Origin of the sequence: Shewanella sp. SR1 (assembly GCF_020447145.1) — a bacterium.
GTDB classification, from domain to species: Bacteria; Pseudomonadota; Gammaproteobacteria; order Enterobacterales; family Shewanellaceae; genus Shewanella; species Shewanella baltica.
The window spans coordinates 66,944-85,133 of record NZ_JAJAEF010000008.1 but is presented as its reverse complement, the minus strand read 5'-3'; the positions used below and the strand labels follow the sequence as shown (position 1 = coordinate 85,133).

The 18,190-nt window shown below is 44.3% G+C and carries 14 protein-coding genes; 8 read left to right on the top strand and 6 right to left on the bottom strand.

Features of this window, described 5'->3' with window-relative positions; genetic code table 11:
* Positions 1–108: 108 nt before the first annotated feature.
* A complete protein-coding gene (locus KV201_RS09600; protein WP_226059180.1) occupies positions 109–852 on the bottom strand; it encodes a YdiY family protein in 744 nt (247 codons plus the stop codon).
* 213 nt (positions 853–1,065) lie between these two features.
* On the opposite strand from KV201_RS09600, the gene rpsF reads away from it, so the two are divergent.
* From rpsF to rplI, 4 genes are read left to right on the top strand one after another with little or no spacing between them, the layout of a single operon-like run.
* Positions 1,066–1,461 carry a 30S ribosomal protein S6 gene (gene rpsF, locus KV201_RS09595; protein ID WP_006083044.1) on the top strand — a complete coding sequence of 132 codons (396 nt, stop codon included), beginning with the start codon at positions 1,066–1,068 and terminating at the stop codon, positions 1,459–1,461.
* Between the two features lie 8 nt (positions 1,462–1,469).
* Positions 1,470–1,775, top strand: coding sequence for a primosomal replication protein N (priB, locus tag KV201_RS09590; RefSeq protein ID WP_006083043.1), 306 nt, complete (start codon positions 1,470–1,472; stop codon positions 1,773–1,775).
* A 12-nt stretch (positions 1,776–1,787) separates the two neighbouring features.
* The gene (gene rpsR, locus KV201_RS09585; protein WP_006083042.1) at positions 1,788–2,015 is read left to right on the top strand and encodes a 30S ribosomal protein S18; all 228 of its coding nucleotides are present in this window, start codon (positions 1,788–1,790) and stop codon (positions 2,013–2,015) included.
* Between the two features lie 36 nt (positions 2,016–2,051).
* Positions 2,052–2,504 (top strand): 50S ribosomal protein L9, encoded by a 453-nt coding sequence (rplI, locus tag KV201_RS09580; RefSeq protein ID WP_006083041.1) that lies wholly within the window; start codon positions 2,052–2,054, stop codon positions 2,502–2,504.
* Positions 2,505–2,954: 450 nt separating this feature from the next.
* Here rplI and KV201_RS09575 read toward each other — a convergent pair whose 3' ends face one another.
* Both KV201_RS09575 and KV201_RS09570 read right to left on the bottom strand, forming a co-directional pair.
* Complete coding sequence (locus tag KV201_RS09575) at positions 2,955–5,954, bottom strand: TonB-dependent receptor (RefSeq protein ID WP_226059179.1); 3,000 nt, start codon at positions 5,952–5,954, stop codon at positions 2,955–2,957.
* Between the two features lie 749 nt (positions 5,955–6,703).
* Positions 6,704–8,902: a S46 family peptidase gene (locus KV201_RS09570; protein WP_226059178.1), complete on the bottom strand. Its 2,199-nt coding sequence runs from the start codon at positions 8,900–8,902 to the stop codon at positions 6,704–6,706.
* 125 nt (positions 8,903–9,027) lie between these two features.
* Between KV201_RS09570 and dnaB the strand changes: the two genes are divergently transcribed.
* Both dnaB and alr read left to right on the top strand, forming a co-directional pair.
* Complete coding sequence (dnaB, locus tag KV201_RS09565; protein ID WP_006083039.1) at positions 9,028–10,434, top strand: replicative DNA helicase; 1,407 nt, start codon at positions 9,028–9,030, stop codon at positions 10,432–10,434.
* A 103-nt stretch (positions 10,435–10,537) separates the two neighbouring features.
* Positions 10,538–11,614 (top strand): alanine racemase, encoded by a 1,077-nt coding sequence (gene alr / locus KV201_RS09560; protein ID WP_226059177.1) that lies wholly within the window; start codon positions 10,538–10,540, stop codon positions 11,612–11,614.
* Between the two features lie 550 nt (positions 11,615–12,164).
* Here alr and KV201_RS09555 read toward each other — a convergent pair.
* Positions 12,165–12,629 carry a chemotaxis protein CheX gene (locus tag KV201_RS09555; RefSeq protein ID WP_006083037.1) on the bottom strand — a complete coding sequence of 155 codons (465 nt, stop codon included), beginning with the start codon at positions 12,627–12,629 and terminating at the stop codon, positions 12,165–12,167.
* Positions 12,630–13,472: 843 nt separating this feature from the next.
* Between KV201_RS09555 and KV201_RS09550 the strand changes: the two genes are divergently transcribed.
* Positions 13,473–15,665 carry a TonB-dependent siderophore receptor gene (locus tag KV201_RS09550; RefSeq protein WP_226059176.1) on the top strand — a complete coding sequence of 731 codons (2,193 nt, stop codon included), beginning with the start codon at positions 13,473–13,475 and terminating at the stop codon, positions 15,663–15,665.
* Positions 15,666–15,765: 100 nt separating this feature from the next.
* Positions 15,766–16,440: a Fe2+-dependent dioxygenase gene (locus KV201_RS09545; protein ID WP_226059175.1), complete on the top strand. Its 675-nt coding sequence runs from the start codon at positions 15,766–15,768 to the stop codon at positions 16,438–16,440.
* Positions 16,441–17,091: 651 nt separating this feature from the next.
* Here KV201_RS09545 and KV201_RS09540 read toward each other — a convergent pair.
* Together KV201_RS09540 and KV201_RS09535 are read right to left on the bottom strand one after the other, a co-directional pair.
* Positions 17,092–17,679, bottom strand: a complete 588-nt coding sequence (locus KV201_RS09540) for a type IV toxin-antitoxin system AbiEi family antitoxin (RefSeq protein ID WP_226059174.1) — start codon at positions 17,677–17,679, stop codon at positions 17,092–17,094.
* A gap of 186 nt (positions 17,680–17,865) precedes the next feature.
* The gene (locus tag KV201_RS09535; RefSeq protein ID WP_226059173.1) at positions 17,866–18,141 is read right to left on the bottom strand and encodes a pyocin activator PrtN family protein; all 276 of its coding nucleotides are present in this window, start codon (positions 18,139–18,141) and stop codon (positions 17,866–17,868) included.
* Between the last annotated feature and the right edge of the window lie 49 nt (positions 18,142–18,190).

The window sequence follows — 18,190 nt, the reverse complement described above, 5'->3', positions numbered from 1 at the left end:
TGTCGAAGTGACTTGAGAGGGGGTTGAGGAACTTTAACATTGACGCCAGCCGAAGATGACATTGGCGCCGTGTGCTTGCTTATATTGCTACGGATTATCTAAAAGCGGTTATCTAAAGGTATAAAGCAGGTTGAAGGTGGTGATGGTATCTGTCTGCTGGCTACCTTCTGGAACTACTTCAGTGTATTTGATGTTCATGCCGATTTTAAAAGCCCAATCTTGGAACACCAGATTCTTGTAGTTCATGTCTAAGGTAAGGGTATTGTTGTTCTCGCCCATTTCGGCAGTTAAATCGGCATTGAGACTGCTGTATTCCTGTAGTTTTTGAGAAAACTTTGCCGCGGTACGCAGAATGACATCTTTCTCAGCATCAGGATTAGGAATATCGACAGATTCGGCCGGTAAGTTATATCGATAACCCGGGCCGATTTCGAGACTGAGTTTGGTCTTGTAGCTGCTGATGGCATTAAAACCGTAACCACTCGAAATAGTTGATATTTGCGTGTAACTACCGAATTGATCCCAAGTGAAATCACCGCGTCCGAAGATATAACCCTTAGTGAGTTTATAGTTCGACTGGAGTTGGAGTTCGTATTTTTCGGAAGTCGTCTTGCTTTTTTCTGAGGCAAAGTAGGCTTTGAGCGTGGCTTCTTGCTTGGTTTGCTTAGTGTCGTAAATCAGTTGGGTTCGACCGTTAAAACTGCTGGATTCGGTATTGCCAGTATTCAGTTGCAAACCCGCTTCGATTTCTGCGGTAAAATCGCTGGGCGGTTCCTGATAATCAGGTGGAACAAGCGCAAGCGCAGGAAATGAAAGGGAAAATAAAAAGATTGGCGCAATAACTTTTAGCATTATGTTTTATTCTTGGTTAGCTGATGTCAGACGTCCGAATATAGATGAAGCGCCATCATACCTGTATTGATTGGCGAGGCAAAGTTATTGCTTGAGTTTCTGGCTTGCTTTCTGTACTATCTCGCGCTCAAATCAGTCACTATTTTTCGTTCCTTGCCTCCATTTGGTTTGACTGAGCCAATACCGAGGCTACATAACCGTAAGGAGCAATAAATGCGTCATTACGAAATCGTATTTATGGTTCACCCAGATCAAAGTGAACAAGTACCAGGTATGATTGAGCGTTACACAGGTGTTATCACCGAAGCTAACGGCACAATCCACCGTTTAGAAGATTGGGGCCGTCGTCAACTGGCTTACCCAATCCTTGATCTGCATAAAGCTCACTACGTTCTGATGAACGTTGAAGCTAAAGCAGAGACGATTGAAGAGCTAGAAACAGCTTTCCGTTTCAACGACGCAGTTCTGCGTAACATGGTAATGCGTACTAAAGTTGCCGTTACTGAAGCATCTCCAATGGCTAAAGCTAGAGATGAGCGCGATTCACGTCGTGGCCCAGCTGGCGAACGCTCATACGATGAAGCTCACGCTGAAGAAATCGCTGAGTAAGGTAATCTGTGACCACCAATAACTTGGTGTTGTCAGGAACGATAACTCGTTCAAGACGCTTTAAAAGCCCAGCAGGTATTGCACACAGTGTGATAATGTTGGAACACAAATCGCAGCGTTATGAAGCAGATATGCTCCGCAACGTCTACGTACAAATTCAAGTGATATTGAGTGGCCCACGCTTTGAAAGCGTCGCAGAAGATCTGAAAGCAGGTGTGGAAGTACAAGTGCAAGGCTTTATGACGCTTCAACAGGGGCGCAATGGTCAAAACCGCTTAGTTATCCATGCCGAAAATGTCGAATTGAAAACTTAGGAGACTGTCAACATGGCACGTTATTTCCGTCGTCGCAAGTTCTGCCGTTTCACCGCTGAAGGTGTTGCAGAAATTGATTACAAAGATATCGTTACTTTAAAGAACTACATCACTGAAAGCGGCAAGATTGTTCCTAGCCGTATCACTGGTACTAGTGCTAAATATCAGCGCCAACTAGCTCGCGCTATCAAGCGTGCTCGTTATCTTTCTCTACTGCCATATACTGATTTACATCAGTAATTGCAGTATTCCTAATCGAATATAGAGGATTTGATAATGAACGTTATTCTGCTTGATAAAATCGCTAACCTAGGCAACTTGGGTGACCAAGTATCAGTTAAGGCTGGTTACGCACGTAACTTCCTTTTGCCACAAGGTAAAGCTGTTGTTGCTAACGAAAGCAACGTTAAAGTATTTGAAGCTCGTCGCGCTGAATTAGAAGCTAAATTAGCTGCTGAATTAGCTGCTGCTAACCTACGTGCTGAGAAAATCACTGCACTGGAAGCTGTTGTAATCGCTTCTAAAGCTGGTGATGAAGGCAAACTGTTTGGTTCAGTTGGCAACCGTGACATCGCTGATGCAGTGACTGCTGCTGGTGTTGAGCTGGCTAAAGCTGAAGTTCGTTTACCATTAGGCGCTCTGCGTACTACTGGCGACTTCGAAGTTGAAGTTCAGTTACACACTGAAGTTAAAGCTGTTGTTAAAGTATCTGTGGTTGCAGAAGCTTAATTACGACTCGCTTTAAATATAAAAAGACACCGCCTCGGCGGTGTTTTTTTATGGCTGAAATTTAGTACTCTAGAAAATACCTGTCATTTCAAAGGTTCATCCAATGAAGTTACGTATTGAGTAAGGCAAAATGGTTGCTACTGCTACTGACATTTTATGTATTACACAGTAAGTTAATTAAGTGGCCTGTAAAACGTATCTACCCGTTGGTTATACCTTAATACTACCTAATCTTGCAGTAGCCCCAATAAGGTTATTATTTGAAAGTAAATGAAGCGACGGGATCCATGAAGCTTCTCTAGCTACTTGGAGATTGTATATGATGAGTTATGAGGTAACTGTACTGATCTTGATGCTGAACATTTATAGCTAACATTATGACCAAGTCAAAAATAAAAAAACCGCCAAGAGAATCTTGACGGTTTTTAAGTTGTTATTTAGAAAACTAGTTTAGAAACGGCCAGAAATTCCAAACTCAACATAACGAGGTTCTTGCCAATCATATGCTGCGCCATAGTATTGGTTTTTAGTACCTTCGGAGCTTCTAGCTTCGTAGTGCTCATTTTGTGAGACTATTTCTTGAATATCTAGAACGTTATAAACATTGACCGTTGCTCTCATGTCAATATCACTAATTTTGAAATCATAGTTTAGCGATAAGTCTAGGTTGAAGTTCCATGGTGTACGTCCAACTGTTCCACGTTCAACTCGATTGTATATCTTCTCTGATTGGTCACACTTCGCATTGCCATTGGTATCTGGGCATTGGTTGGTATAGAGATAGAAGGTATCACCATAACTTCCATAAACAGATGGGTCATTGCTTGGGTAGCCTTGACCAAATGCACTTAGAGGGCGACCACTAGAGAGTGTACTGTTAAAACCAACACTTAGATCATCAGTTAAGTTATAAGTACCAAATAACTTAAAGACGTGGCGACGATCATTAGCTTGATAACCTTCAGCACCATCCATCAGAGCTGGGAAATCGAAGTCCTGCGTTACGCCAGGATCTGCTTGACCTATGTCAGACTTAACCGCGCCTTCAAAGTTACCGTAGCTCTTACTCCAAGTGTATATAAAGTTAAGGCGTAAATTATCAGCAGTGTAATTGACTTCAGCTTGAATTGCTTTGTATGTGTTTTCAGCTTTAGGTAAACCTATCTCTTCAGCTGAATAGGTTTGGCGACTACCTGGATCCGCAATGGCATCACCATCATTATCTAGTGACCAAGTGCCAGCACTTCCTGGGTTAACTAAAGTACAAGTTGCTTGCGATGCTAATGGACCGCAATAATCATCTAGAGCGGTTCCAACCTCACGATAGATCCCGCGAACAGACATTACCATCTCTTCGGTTACTTGCTTTTGGTAGCCTAAGATATATTCATCTTTACTGAACGGTTCTGCTTCTTCGCTTTGGAATGTTTCTTGAATTGCTGGAGTTGGAACAGAGTTTACTACAGTTGAATTAGCCCCTGCGATAGGGTTTAAACCCGTAGGTGCACCAGTGTTATCATGTCCAGTGAACGTATAATACGTAGTACTATCACTAATACCAGATGCTGCACGATAGTTTGTGTTATTTGGGACTGGTAAATAGTAACGGCCAGCAGTACCGTATATTTTTGACTCGCCATCTCCGACTGGATCCCAAGTAAAGCCTAATCTAGGAGCCAAGTCTGTTTTAAATGAAGAGAACGTCAGTCCTGTAACACCTTGGTTATCAAATTTATCCTGTCTAACTCCTGCAGTTAACATCACATTATCAGTGACTTGCCATGAGTCTTCCAGGTACCAAGCTGACAAATCAGAGTTGAAACCACCGCCACCTGCAAATATACGATCCTGAACATAGTCGAGCTGTTGACCTGTTGTATTCGTATATAAATTACCATCATTACCTTGTATGCCTGCATTGGGTGCTAAGCTCGCGTAAGTCCAGCTATGTCCTGTAATTGGTGCGGACGTGTGAGATGTAAATCGCTCTTGCTTGTCATAGCCTGCTTTAAGCAGGTGGTCACCTAAAACATATTGTAGGTCAACGCGCGTTTGAGTATTTTCATCAATGTTCACACCAACAGAGCCACCAGGTCCACAGCTAGTAATTTTTTGGTCTGCAGGGATTTGGCGAGAGTCAGATACTGTAGGGCACTCAAGGTTACTTGGAGTGTTCGTATACTCGGTTTCTAACTTGCCATACATGACAGATAATGAAAGGTCGTCTGTAATATTACCATTATAGGTAACACTCTTTGCCGTACCGCCACGTTTTCTTATGCTTGACCCAAGATAATTACCGATTTTACCTTCTTCAGCATCATATGCGTATGTATCTGAGTTGGTATCACTGCGGTTTGAATAGCCGAAAAAGCTTAAGCTATGGTCATCAGTGATGTTCCAGTCAACTTTAGCACCCCAGAATAGATTGTCTGCACCGCTTGAATCTCGTTTGATGAATTGGTCATCAGGTGCATATTGAGATCTTGTACCTGATTGGGTCGCAAAGTCATTTGAAACATTACGCGGGTTTACAATTGCATAGAAAAATAGTTTGTCTTCGATAATAGGGCCAGCAGCTGAAGCACTGTATTCCCATAAGTTGTATTCATCATTAGTAGTGTCTCTGAATATGGCACCAACACCACCATTACCACGGGATATTTGACCTTCAGAAGCTAAAGATTTAGGAATATAGCGGCCTGTTGCAGCAAAATCCCACTCGTTGGTACCACTTTTTGTAACTGCGTTGATCACACCACCAGTCGTACGACCAAATTGGGCTGAATAACCACCCGTTTTGACTTGGAATTCACGATAGAATTCAAATGGTACTTCACCACAGCCTAACCCTTGGCTTGTATTCGTTACTTCAAGACCGTTGATATAACATGAGTTTTCAGCCGCTGAAGAACCACCAAAAGATGCCGTTTGACCGAATTTACTATCACCAGCAACAGTACCTGGAGCAAGTAGCGCAATTGAAGTAAAGTTTCTTGCTACTGGCAGTAAATCTATTTCGCCTTTATCAATAACTAGACCAGAGTCTGAGTTTGATAAATCGACATTATTAATTCGTGCACCGACTATAGAGATCACTTCGGGGCCGCTTGTTGCTTTAATATCAAACGTAGCATTAGCATTTGAACCTAAAGATACTGACACAGTATCCTTAGCTACCACTATTCCACCTTTACTGATTGCAACTTCATACGTTCCAACGGGTAATTTAGAGAAACGGAAAGTTCCATCAGTTCCAATTTCAATATTTCTTGTTAATCCAGTTTTAGGATCTTTGGCCGTTGCGGTGTACTCGCTAGCACTTGCACCAGAAACAGTTAAAGAGCCCGTAATGCTTGCTGTCGTATTGTCTGCATAGGCGATACTTGGGACTCCCATCCCTAAAGCGGATGCAATCGCAACCGCAATAATCTTCTTCCTAATGTTCATTATGCATTTTCCTCTATCTATTTGTGTATGTAGTTTTTATTTTTCATCTTATTACTGATGAATTGATTTGTAACAACATCGACCATATCCTTACATATATGTTTGTTTTGTGTAAACAGAATGTTTCAAATGTAAGCGTTTAATTTGTTAGTTAGTGATTGTGAAGGTCTTTATAGGGGAGGGAGAGTTGGATTATCATTGATTGAAGTAAGCCTAAGGTTGTACTTTTCTGCATGGGAAAAGGGTTATTTATTCTACTGTAAATTAAGGTTTACGAGTCGCTATGGGGATTTCTACTTCTCTCGTTACTGTTATTGCTGATTCTATAGATGCCAACGATCAGAAATGGAAAAGATGCCTTATATCCACTTGTGTTTCTGAAAGCTCAGATAAAGCGTCTGTAGGGCAGTCATCGGGGATAGTTGTGACTCGAGAAAGGTCTGACTCTTACTCTGTTTTCTAGTTACAGTTTTCTGGAATAAGCGTGACTTTCACATTTGAATTGTAAGTGGTATCAACCAATATAGTTATACTTTTGACAACGAAGTCATAGCGCTTAAAATGTTCTATTGAGTGTTTTATGTTAGAAATATTGAGTAATAGCGCAATAAACACTTAGTTGAATCTGTGGTTGGTAAGTTATTTGTGATGCAGGCTAAGCTGAACTTTCTTAGTTGCCAATTAGTATATATTTCACTTCGGGTAGTAAAACGTATCAGGTATTAATACCTGATACGTTAATGTGGCGATTAATTTCTGACTAAATCCAGTTCTTGGATTAGGTTATCGGCATGGTCGACTTCGTCCATCATCCACAGGATATAGCGGATATCCACGTGTACTGCGCGGGTGATGGTTGGGTTGAAGAACCAATCTTTAGTGATGGCTTCATAGGTGGAGTCGAAGTTAAGACCCACTAACTCACCTTTACCGTTGAAGACTGGTGAGCCGGAGTTGCCGCCTGTGGTGTCAACGCTCGATAAGAAGTTAACCGGTACTGAGTTAAATTCTTCGGGTTTGTCTAAGCAAGAGAAGAGTCTGCAAATCCAGCCGCGGGGATCTTGATAAACTGACTTCACTAAATGATTGCCAAAACGCTGCTCGGCAATCGCATCGAGGAGCTTTTTCGGTGCATTGTAGGGCTCTACGCCTGTGTGTTTCGCGACTATGCCATCTAGACGAGTAAACGGCTGTTTGTAGAGTGCATCACGTGATTGATAACCATCGACCATACCGTAGCTGATACGTAGTGTACCGTTGGCGTCAGGATAGACCGGCCAGTTGTTGGCCTTATAGTATTCGATCACTGCGGCCATATAGTCTGGGCGAGCAGTTGATAACTTACCGTCTAAGATTTTTTCCGTTTTTTCCTGCGCCATATTAGTGTCGTAAAGTGCTACGGCTAAACGAATAAAGGGATCGGCACTGGTTTCGAAGGCGTTAACATCGGCATTCATCCACGCCAGACGTTGGGCTTGGTCTATGAGCGTAGTGAGTGAATACAAACCATCGAGTTTAGCCGCAAGATCTACGTCTTTACTGTTTACACTTAACATTTTATCGAGCGCTGCCACGCGATTCGATTGGCCTAGGTAAGCATTTAAATCCTGTAACCACAATGTCTTATCGACTTTGACATCGAAACTCGAATCGATACGTTTAAGACGCGAGCTCAGCATGGCTAAATCACGCTCTTGATAGCCTTGTTCACGTTCGGCATCGGGCTTTTGTTTTTCTTTCGCAAGACGATACAAGCTGTTTGCTGCGGTTAACAGGGTGCTCGATTGGGCATTAGTAAAGTAGTAATTACTTTGGAACGCCTGTTGTTGCTCGGCAAGTAGCACTTCTAACTCAGCGATGAGGTTTTGATTTAGCTTAGGATTTTTTTTAAGCCAAGCTAAAAAGTTATCCTCACGGCTTTGTTTAATGCCCACGATATCCGTGGCTTTAAAACCCGCTAGCAAGCCATTGAGTTTCTTCATTCGGTTGGCCATTGAAGCCATATTGCCAGCGTACTTAATGGCGATGTCGGCATCTTTTTGTCCCATAGCCTCGATAGTATCAATCTGTAATTGATAGCGTTTTGCTTGGGTGGGATACAGCCAGTCACTGGCAAACTTAAGTTCACTAGTAAGATTATAGCGACTGGTTGAGCCCGGATAGCCTGCGACGAACACGCCGTCACCGGCTTTCACGCCATCGGCGTTGATTTTAAGGTAACTCTTTGGCTTGTAAGGGATGTTATCGTCACTATAGGCAGCGGGTTGGCCGTCTTTACCTACATAAGCCCGTAAGAAGGCAAAATCACCCGAATGACGTGGATATTCATAGTTATCGATGTCGCCGCCAAAGGCACCGACACTTTCTGGTGGTGCATACACTAAGCGTACATCGCGGATCATCAATTGCTTGATTAGGTAGTATTCTAGGCCGTTATGGAAACTGCGGACATTACAGCGATAATTCGCATCGGCTTCACAGCTCTTGATCAGTTCTTTGCTGTGATTTTGAATGTCTTCGTAACGGCTCAGTGGATCTTGGCTTAGGCCTTGATTGATTTGGGCGGTGACATCGGTTACTGCCTCTGTGATGTATAAACGTTCGTTAGGACCGGCAGAGGGTTCCTTGTCCATTGATGTAGCTAAAAAGCCTTGTTCGAGATAGTTATGTTCTTTCTTAGTGTTATATTGTATCGCCTTGAAGGCACAATGGTGGTTTGTCACAACTAGCCCTTGGGGGGAGACAAAACTGGCGGTACAATAGCCCAGCCCTACAACGGCGTTCATTGGATAACTTGTAAGATCGGCCAGTTTTTCTGCAGGAATATCGATTCCGCGTTCACTGAGTTTGTCTGCAATAGAAGGCATTTGATAAGGTTGCCATTGTCCTTCGTCGGCAGTTGCTATGCCGGATGTCATTACTAAGGCCGCAACCAATGCAATACGCATGTTCTTTCCTTATTGATTATTAGAGTGTCCGTTGGAATGAGATAACAGGCGAGTGTAAACATCCTGTTTGCTTGACGCGGGTTTTATATCATATTTTGTTAAGTTGTTGGAAATTGGGAGCGTTAATGTCACAACAAGGTGCTTTTAAGCCTAAAAGTAAGCCAAGAGATTTGCAGCTTGATGGACTCAAGCTGCCACCGCATTCAATTGAGGCTGAACAATCGGTATTAGGCGGCTTGATGTTAGATGCCGAAGCGTGGGACAGGGTCGCTGAGGCCGTCGTAAAAGATGACTTTTACTCCCGTTCACACAAGATGATCTTCTCTGCCATGCACAGATTGGTCGATCTGGGGCAGCCGATCGATTTGATCACGGTTTCTGAACAGCTCGAAGTTGAAAATCAATTAGAAGATGCCGGCGGTTTTGCCTATTTAGGTGAGATTGCGAAAAATACCCCAAGTGCGGGTAACATTTTATCTTACGCCGAAATCGTCCGTGAACGCGCCGTAGTGCGTGACATGATCCGCGTAGCGCACGAAATTGCCGATGCAGGTTACAACCCAGAAGGCCGCGATTCGAGCGAATTACTCGACCTTGCTGAGAGTAAAGTCTTTAAGATCGCTGAGATGCGAACCAATTCCAACGAAGGTCCTGAAGGCATTAAAACCATTCTGGAAAAAACCGTCGATAAGATTGAGCAACTTTATAATAACCCCCATAACGGTGTGACTGGGGTTTCGAGCGGCTTTAACGATCTGGATAAGATGACCGCTGGCTTCCAGTCCGGCGACTTGATTATCGTTGCGGCGCGTCCTTCTATGGGTAAAACCACCTTCGCGATGAACTTGTGCGAACAAGCCGCGATGAATGAAGACAAGCCGGTGCTTATCTTTAGTCTCGAGATGCCGTCAGAACAGATTATGATGCGTATGTTGGCCTCCTTGGGCCGCGTCGATCAAACCAAAATCCGTACCGGTCAGCTCGATGACGAGGATTGGGCGCGGGTTTCATCGACTATGGGTATCATGCTCGAGCAAGGCAAAATGTATATCGATGACGGTTCGGGATTAACGCCGACCGAAGTCCGTAGCCGCGCGCGTCGTATTGCCCGTGAGTACGGTGGCTTATCGATGATCATGATAGATTACCTGCAGTTAATGCAGGTGCCCGCCTTGAAAGATAACCGTACCTTAGAGATTTCTGAGATTTCACGCTCCCTAAAGGCGTTAGCCAAAGAGCTAGAAATCCCGATTATTGCCCTGTCGCAGCTTAACCGCTCGCTTGAGCAAAGGGCCGATAAACGCCCGGTAAACTCGGATTTGCGTGAATCGGGCGCTATCGAGCAGGATGCGGATCTCATCATGTTTATTTATCGCGATGAAGTGTATAACAACGATTCTCAAGATAAAGGTACGGCCGAAATCATTATTGGTAAGCAACGTAACGGCCCGATTGGTCGAGTGCGACTCACCTTCCAAGGGCAGTTTTCGCGCTTCGATAATTATGCCGGACCTCAGTTTGAAGAAGACTAAATTCATGTTTGAAAATAGTAAATTTGCGTATGCAGAAGACGTGCTGTGCTGATGTATTTTTTATATCCGTGACTTTTTATTTCCTGAGTGAGCAAGGTAAATTTTGAACCCTTTTCCCCGTGCAGAAATTAGCAGTAGTGCACTGCAAACCAATCTCGCTGCGTTGCGTCAACAGGCACCAGCGAGTCGCGTAATGGCCGTCGTTAAAGCGAACGGCTATGGTCATGGATTATTGAATGTCGCTAATTGTTTAGTCAGTGCCGATGGCTTTGGCTTAGCACGATTGGATGAAGCCTTAGAATTACGAGCGGGCGGCGTGACAGCACGGTTGTTATTGCTGGAAGGTTTTTTCCGCGCCACCGATCTCCCGTTACTCGTCGGGCATGATATCGACACTGTGGTGCACCATAGCTCTCAGCTTGAGATGTTAGAGCAAACTGTGTTGTCTAAACCTGTCACTGTATGGCTGAAAGTGGATTCAGGCATGCATCGCTTAGGCTTTACGCCAGAGCAATTCTCAGCGGTTTACGATCGATTAATGGCCTGTCCCAATGTGGCAAAACCGATTCATTTGATGACGCATTTTGCCTGTGCAGATGAGCCAGATAACACTTATACCTCAGTACAGATGGCGGCTTTTAATAACTTAACGGCTGGCTTGCCTGGATTTAGGACCTTAGCTAACTCCGCCGGTGCCTTGTATTGGCCGCAAAGCCAAGGCGATTGGATCCGTCCGGGAATCGCCCTCTATGGTGTGTCACCTGTCACTGGAGATTGCGGTGCGAATCACGGACTAGTACCTGCGATGGAACTGGTATCACAGTTGATTGCGGTGCGGGATCATAAAGCCAATCAGCCAGTGGGTTATGGTTGTTTCTGGACCGCGAAGCAAGATACCCGTTTAGGTGTTGTCGCAATTGGTTATGGTGATGGTTATCCCCGTAATGCACCGGAAGGTACACCCGTGTGGGTCAATGGTCGTCGCGTACCCATAGTTGGTCGCGTCTCTATGGACATGTTGACTGTCGACCTAGGCCAAGATGCGCAGGATAAGGTTGGCGATAGCGCTTTGTTGTGGGGTAAAGCATTACCCGTAGAAGAAGTCGCTGAGCATATTGGTACTATCGCTTATGAATTAGTCACTAAGCTCACCCCAAGGGTTGCGGTTTGTTTAGCTTAGCTTTGTTAACTTCATCTCGTGAGTTTACTCTCATGAGCTTAATCTCGCGTGCTTGGTCTCATGAGACTAGCCTGGTGAAATGAACCTCGTTAGCTTGAGCGACTTCAGATCGAGATACAGAATCATAAAAACGGTGTGTTAAACACCGTTTTTTATTTGTGGCAACTCTAGGGTGAAGTCTCGCGGTGAATCATCAGCACTATGTTTGCATCTACTGATTGCAGTGAATAAAACCGTCATAGGTTAGTAATTTTTGCAGTGTGATGTGTGCTGAGCGAGTAGGGTTTAGATAAGCGCATTGCAGTTAAGTACTGATTTGATGTGCAGGCTGGTTGACTCGATATGTTTACGGGTAGAGCCGCGCGAATTGAACAGTTATCGAACACAAATGAGACAGTGAAATGAATGGTAAAAGTATATTCAGGTGCTGGTAATCCAGCCGTTCTGATCTTTGTTATCTAGCTTTAAATCAGCAAATGAAACATAAGATCCAGAGCGACAGGAGCGTTAATGTAATTTGAGCAATGCTGGCTTGGTACATTTTAAGCTTTTAGTTTTCAAAGCATATTTCGATATAAGCGGTCCCATGTGGGCTAGTAAAAGGCATGATAATCTTAGTGCCATTGGCTTTATGGGAAATAGTGTGGCCTTTTCCTGACACGACCATAGGGGTGGCCATTTCAAACTCATAGCCTTTCTGACCCAATAGATTTTTTGCGCCTCCAGTCACCATGTTGGTGATTTCACCCACTAGGTCAGTCACTTCCTCGTTAATTTTACCCGGGTTTTCGCCCAGCATATTCTGCATTATCTGCAAAACCAGCTTTTGTTCGAAGGTAATCGATAGTGATCCTTTTGTTTGGGGGCCAACGAGCCCAATGAGGCCAGACACATCCCCCTTCGCTAAGTTATCTGATTTGATTTGAGGTTTGCCCGGCGTCAAATCCATGCTCGCCATAGTCGAAATGACATTGAGCAGAGATTGGAGGAAAGGATTAATAAAATTAACGTTCATGCCTAAGTTTGTCCTCTTTTGAGCCTAAACCATGAAGTAATGGCATTGCTTAAGGCTATTAGAAAAGTTGCTTATCGACAGCAATCTTGATCACACTCTATCAGCTTAGATGAGACAGCTATAAATGTGAGGCTAATTTAAAGATATTCTTATCATTTATCCGAGATATATGCGGCTAAGGCCCAATATCACTGTGCCATTTATGGTTGCGATCGCTTTGCATCATAGTTTACAAGTGTTACTCAGGAAGACGTTGAACGTCAAATGGCGCTGTTTTACGCTACATAAATACAAAACATGATGCAATATCGACACTATTAGCCCCATTCATAGTGGCCCATGTGTGTCGATGCTGCAAAGTTTTTTAGCCTTTTTATGGAGTAACTCGACTTTTATCTATTCAACAACTGAGGGGAGAGCGGTTATTGCCCGACTCTGTGGCATCTCGGTTAGTGCGATTCTGCGATACCACTCCATTCGCTATCGTCTGGCAGCTAACGAGATTTCTCAACAGCAACATTAAAATATCCCCCGTAGATAATTTCATTACAGTCGTCATTGCACAAACTGACTCGGCTCGCGTAATAACGTAATATTTTTATGTGGTTAGCTCGTCGCCGGTTTTTTTAAACATCAAGACACTCTCACTTTCTCCACTACTCTCAATTTCAGAGGCAATGAAAAAACCTGCATTGCTGGACGATAAATTATGCAATCAATGTTAACTAATAATGCAAATGATAATAGTTATTGATCAGTTTGTGCGATTTCCTTATATTAGCGGGCGATTAACAGGTGGGGGACATCTGTTACAGGGTTTAGTCCGCAACAGGAATGCTTTTAATGAAATTTGCAAAACGCCGCAATGGCCGAGTCGCACTCGGCGCCCATGTTTTAGGTTCATTAACTATAGGTATGGCTATATCAGCTACCCCTGCGATAGCAGCGGATCAGGCACAAGTCGCTGGTAAGAAAGTCGAACATATTGAGGTTAACGGCGAATATTTGGGCTACAACACGCGCAAAGTACAATCCGGTAAATTTACTGATGATCTGCTCAATAGCGCTAAAACGGTCACTGTGATTAATCAAGATCTGATCAAAGACATGGGGGCACAAAGTTTTACTGATGCTCTGCGTGCAACACCTGGTATTACGCTTGGTACAGGTGAAGGTGGTAATCCCTATGGTGACAGGCCGTTTATTCGTGGTTATGACGCTCAATCTTCGACGTTTATTAACGGTATGCGGGATGTGGGCTCCCAGAGCCGTGAGACTTTTAACATCGAACAAATTGAGGTGCTAAAGGGGCCGAGTTCTGTTTACAACGGCCGTGGTGCAGTTGGCGGCAGTATCAATATCGTGACCAAAAAAGCGCAAGCTGAAGATTTTATTAATGCGGATGTGGCAATTGGTACTGATGCTTTAAAACGCGCCAGCCTTGACGTTAACCATGTAATTGCAGATGAAGCTGCCGTGCGGGTGAATCTAATGGCGCACGATGCCAATACACCGGGTCGTGATGAAGTCTCTGGTAATCGCTGGGGCATTGCACCCTCTGTGACATTTGGCTTGACGACACCCACTAAGGTGACGTTGGAATACTATCATTTTGAAAACCATGACATACCTGACTATGGGATCCCCTATGATCAAGCGACAGGTAGGCCTGCCGATGTAGATCCCAATAACTTCTATGGCTTATTGTCGCGGGATTTTCGCGATAATAATGACGACACAGCTTCAGTGCTGATAAGCCATGACTTCAACAATGACATGCAATTTACGTCGACCTCAGTGTATAGCCGTAATACCAATTATTACATTGTGACCAACCCCGATGACACGACAGGCAATGTCGCCAATGGTTATGTATGGCGTAACACTAAATCGCGTCACTCTGTCACTAAAACGCTCGCGACCCAATTACAATTGGCGGGTGAGGCTAAACTGGCTGGATTCACCAACCGCTTTGCGATTGGCACTGAATTTAGCAACGAGCGCACCAGTAACTTAAGTTATACGGTCGATACGGGTAATGGTCGTAATGCGGGTTGTAATGATGCACTACTGGCTAATTACAATTGTACTTTGCTATCGAAGCCTAATCCTCACGACCCTTGGGTCGGCAGCGTGACGCTAGGAACAGATGCCACGGTGACTGAAACGGACACTCGCTCAGTTTATGCCTTTAATACCATAGAGTTGAATGAGTCTTGGATGATTAACGGCGGCGTGCGCTGGGATGATTACAGCACTGCTGCACAGAACTCGACTTCGTCACTATCAAATGACGATGACTTTTTAAACTACCAATTATCAGTACTGTATAAACCTGCGGTCAACGGCAGTATCTATGCGGCATGGGGCACATCTTCGAATCCGCCAGGAACATCTAATGGCGATGGTTCAGATCGTCTTGGTAGTAACAATGAAGATTTAAAGCCTGAAGATACTGAAAGTTACGAGCTAGGTACTAAGTGGGATTTCTTCAGTGGCCGCTTATCGCTTAATGGTTCAGTATTCCAAATCGAGAAGAACAACGCTCGCGTTGCGACTTCTGCCGATCGCAATTCACCGCAAGAAAACGTTGGTGAGCAGAAAGTGAAGGGCTTTGAAATTGGTTTTTCAGGTGATATCACTGAGCATTGGCATGGATTTGGTGGATACACCTATCTTGATGCTAGCCTAGAAAGTAACGGATTTAATGCCGCTTACGATGGTAATCGTTTCCCTAATACGGCCAAAAATAGCATCAGCCTGTTTACCACTTACGACATTACGGAACAGTTAAATGTCGGAACTGGTGCGTACTATATGGGGCAGGTTTACGGTAATACCGCCAATACCTTATCGATTCCTTCATACTGGCGTTTTGATGTGGTTTCATCTTATAAGATGAATGACTTTCTGACGCTGCGCTTGAATGTGCAAAACCTCACTGACGAGCGTTATTACGATAAAGCCTACACCGCGCATTTTGCTAACATGGCGCCCGGACGTTTGGTCATGCTCAGTGCCGATATGCATTTTTAATATCAGTCATTAGCTATTGTTACGGCAGCCTTTGGGCTGCCTTTTATGTTTTATAAACGGTATAACTCATGCCGTGTTTTTTGCCCTATGGAACCCTAAGATGCTGATTGAAATTCCTAATGTTTTCTCAAAACAAGAAGTGATTCAACTGCGCGACCAGTTAGATGCGCGTTGCTGGATAGACGGTAATCAAACCTCCGGCGCGATGGCGACAACTCGTAAGCGCAATCAGCAATTAGATAAGGACGACCCAGTAGCCGTCGCGCTAGGTCAGCAGATTATGGACAGGCTGTTAGCAAACCCACAATTTGTATCTGCCGCATTACCATTACAGTTTTATCCGCCTTTGTTTAATCGATATCAAGGCGGTGAAACCTTTGGATATCATATTGATAATGCTATCCGCTCGACCCCTGATGGGATGATCCGTACCGATTTGTCAGCGACTTTATTTCTCAGTGAACCAGAAAGCTATCAGGGCGGCGAATTAGTTATCCAAGATACCTACGGCCAACAAAGCATAAAATTATCAGCGGGTTCATTAGTGCTGTATCCATCGAGCAGCTTGCATCAGGTCACGCCAGTTCTGTCGGGCGAGCGTACCGCCGCCTTTATGTGGCTGCAAAGTATGGTTCGTGATGAAGGTCAGCGCCGCTTGCTATTTCAACTTGATCAATCGATTCAAACACTCACAGATCAGCAGGCTGCAGAACAAGAGTTATTTAATCTGAGTGGCGTGTATCACAATCTATTGAGGCGCTGGAGTGAGCTGTAAATGGCGGTTATTCCTCTAGTCAGCAAGATAGTCGCTTACAGCTTGGTGAAGGGGGACTGAGCGCTAGATAATTAATCCACTTTTAGTATTCATGCCGCTTTGCGTCTACTGGCATAGGCCAAGTTTGTCATCGTGCCATAACGATGCACTTTCGATGCAGAGCGTGATCCTGCAGCTTGGTGTTTGGTAATGGCGCTTTGCTCTGTGTATAATGCGTTGCCGTTTTACTTCACATAGACGACAAGAGACGACAAGATATTGATGGTGAATGAGCCCGTCAGCCTTTTCACGTTTTTGAATGCGAAATAACACCATTTATGAGGTTCTTCAATCTGCTGCGTCCAAGCTATTGTGATTCCCTCTTAGTTCCCTGAATAAGGTAGAACATCCTAAACGTGTAAAAACAGTCAGTAAGAATATTATTTAGTCGGAACATAATGAATTTAGATAAAACCCAGCAAAACCAAGGTTTAGCGCCTAAAACCCTCGATAGAACCTTTTCCATTGCGCCCATGCTGGATTGGTGAGATTTTGGCTGCAGCCCTTATCTGGCAAGGGCTGAACTTGTCATGGGGCAGATATGGGGCAGGTGTCTTAAATTTTTGTCGTTTTTGCCCGTTTTTTGTTCTGCTTTTATCTATTCACTGCAGCTTAAAGTTTAAATTCAGGTTCTGGAGTTGAACTGCCGAACAGCTTGGCATCTACCTCCGTCAGCATTTCCTTTTGAACCAGGTGAATATTCCGGCCAACGCGTTTTTGGTCTCGCCAGGCCGCTTGCTTTGTGGCCATCCGCAGTGGCCTGTTTATAGAAATGAAACTCTGAATAATTTCACGGACCGGCCGCTTGGTATGTGTGAATTCAATGATGCCATACTGAGTTTTGTATTCACCTTTGCGCCCTGTGGTCATCACGGTCAGCCTGTCCATCGGGATTTGCGAAATTACGCCATAACAGGAAAGCGCGGATTCCAGGCTGACGTAATTGTATTCACCACGCCGCAGGGTTTTGGCAATCAGTTCCAGAGTGTCTGGACCTTTTTTATGATGTGACAAAGCAAAGAGGTAGACGCCACGAGCCGCCCTTTCCAGAATGTTCTGTCGTACCAAACGTTCAAGTCCAGCGTGAAGGGTACGTTTGCTATCTTCAGGGAAGATTTTTTCCAGATCGCGCTGGTTAAATACATAACGTCCTTGCTGGTCTAGCTCACTTAAACGCTGGATCGCAGTGGTCTGTTGCATAATCTCTATCTGTGCGTGAAATACACTTATTCATAGTATAAGTGTCCACTTGTCGACGTTAAACCGACTAAGTAGACAGTTTTACATGTATTAAGTGGTTTATTGATCACTTAAAGGCCCGCGAAATTCACGGGCTGGTTTGTTGTCTTGTTTAGCTTAGTGGATGCAACGCTTTATCAAAGCGCATTACCGGGTAGATAGGGCGCTCACAGCCCTTGGATTAATAGCAGCCAAACGTCTCGACTCCTTCTCACGTTGTTGATCAATGTACGCCGCCAAATCTGCCAGATGCACCAAATAGTCATTTTTCTGGCTGGTTCTAAAGGCCGGAATTGGCAACTGACCTGCATTGGCTCTGACTCTGGCGGTTTGATGCGACAGGCCAAAGTACTCACCACAAATCTCTTTTAACGGCACTACAGGTTTCTCAAATTGTGCCAGCAGCATAAAAATTGTCTGCATAGGGTTACCTCTGAATATGACAAAAAAACTGGGAAAACTGGGAAACGAG

What these genes read in the sequence shown, in the direction of transcription:
- rplI (WP_006083041.1), top strand. Translation starts at nt 2,052, where the DNA reads ATGAACGTTATTCTGCTTGATAAAATCGCTAACCTAGGCAACTTGGGT.
- KV201_RS09570 (WP_226059178.1), bottom strand. Translation starts at nt 8,902, where the DNA reads ATGCGTATTGCATTGGTTGCGGCCTTAGTAATGACATCCGGCATAGCA.
- KV201_RS09540 (WP_226059174.1), bottom strand. Translation starts at nt 17,679, where the DNA reads ATGCAACAGACCACTGCGATCCAGCGTTTAAGTGAGCTAGACCAGCAA.
- rpsF (WP_006083044.1), top strand. Translation starts at nt 1,066, where the DNA reads ATGCGTCATTACGAAATCGTATTTATGGTTCACCCAGATCAAAGTGAA.
- dnaB (WP_006083039.1), top strand. Translation starts at nt 9,028, where the DNA reads ATGTCACAACAAGGTGCTTTTAAGCCTAAAAGTAAGCCAAGAGATTTG.
- rpsR (WP_006083042.1), top strand. Translation starts at nt 1,788, where the DNA reads ATGGCACGTTATTTCCGTCGTCGCAAGTTCTGCCGTTTCACCGCTGAA.
- KV201_RS09600 (WP_226059180.1), bottom strand. Translation starts at nt 852, where the DNA reads ATGCTAAAAGTTATTGCGCCAATCTTTTTATTTTCCCTTTCATTTCCT.
- KV201_RS09550 (WP_226059176.1), top strand. Translation starts at nt 13,473, where the DNA reads ATGAAATTTGCAAAACGCCGCAATGGCCGAGTCGCACTCGGCGCCCAT.
- KV201_RS09555 (WP_006083037.1), bottom strand. Translation starts at nt 12,629, where the DNA reads ATGAACGTTAATTTTATTAATCCTTTCCTCCAATCTCTGCTCAATGTC.
- KV201_RS09575 (WP_226059179.1), bottom strand. Translation starts at nt 5,954, where the DNA reads ATGAACATTAGGAAGAAGATTATTGCGGTTGCGATTGCATCCGCTTTA.
- KV201_RS09545 (WP_226059175.1), top strand. Translation starts at nt 15,766, where the DNA reads ATGCTGATTGAAATTCCTAATGTTTTCTCAAAACAAGAAGTGATTCAA.
- KV201_RS09535 (WP_226059173.1), bottom strand. Translation starts at nt 18,141, where the DNA reads ATGCAGACAATTTTTATGCTGCTGGCACAATTTGAGAAACCTGTAGTG.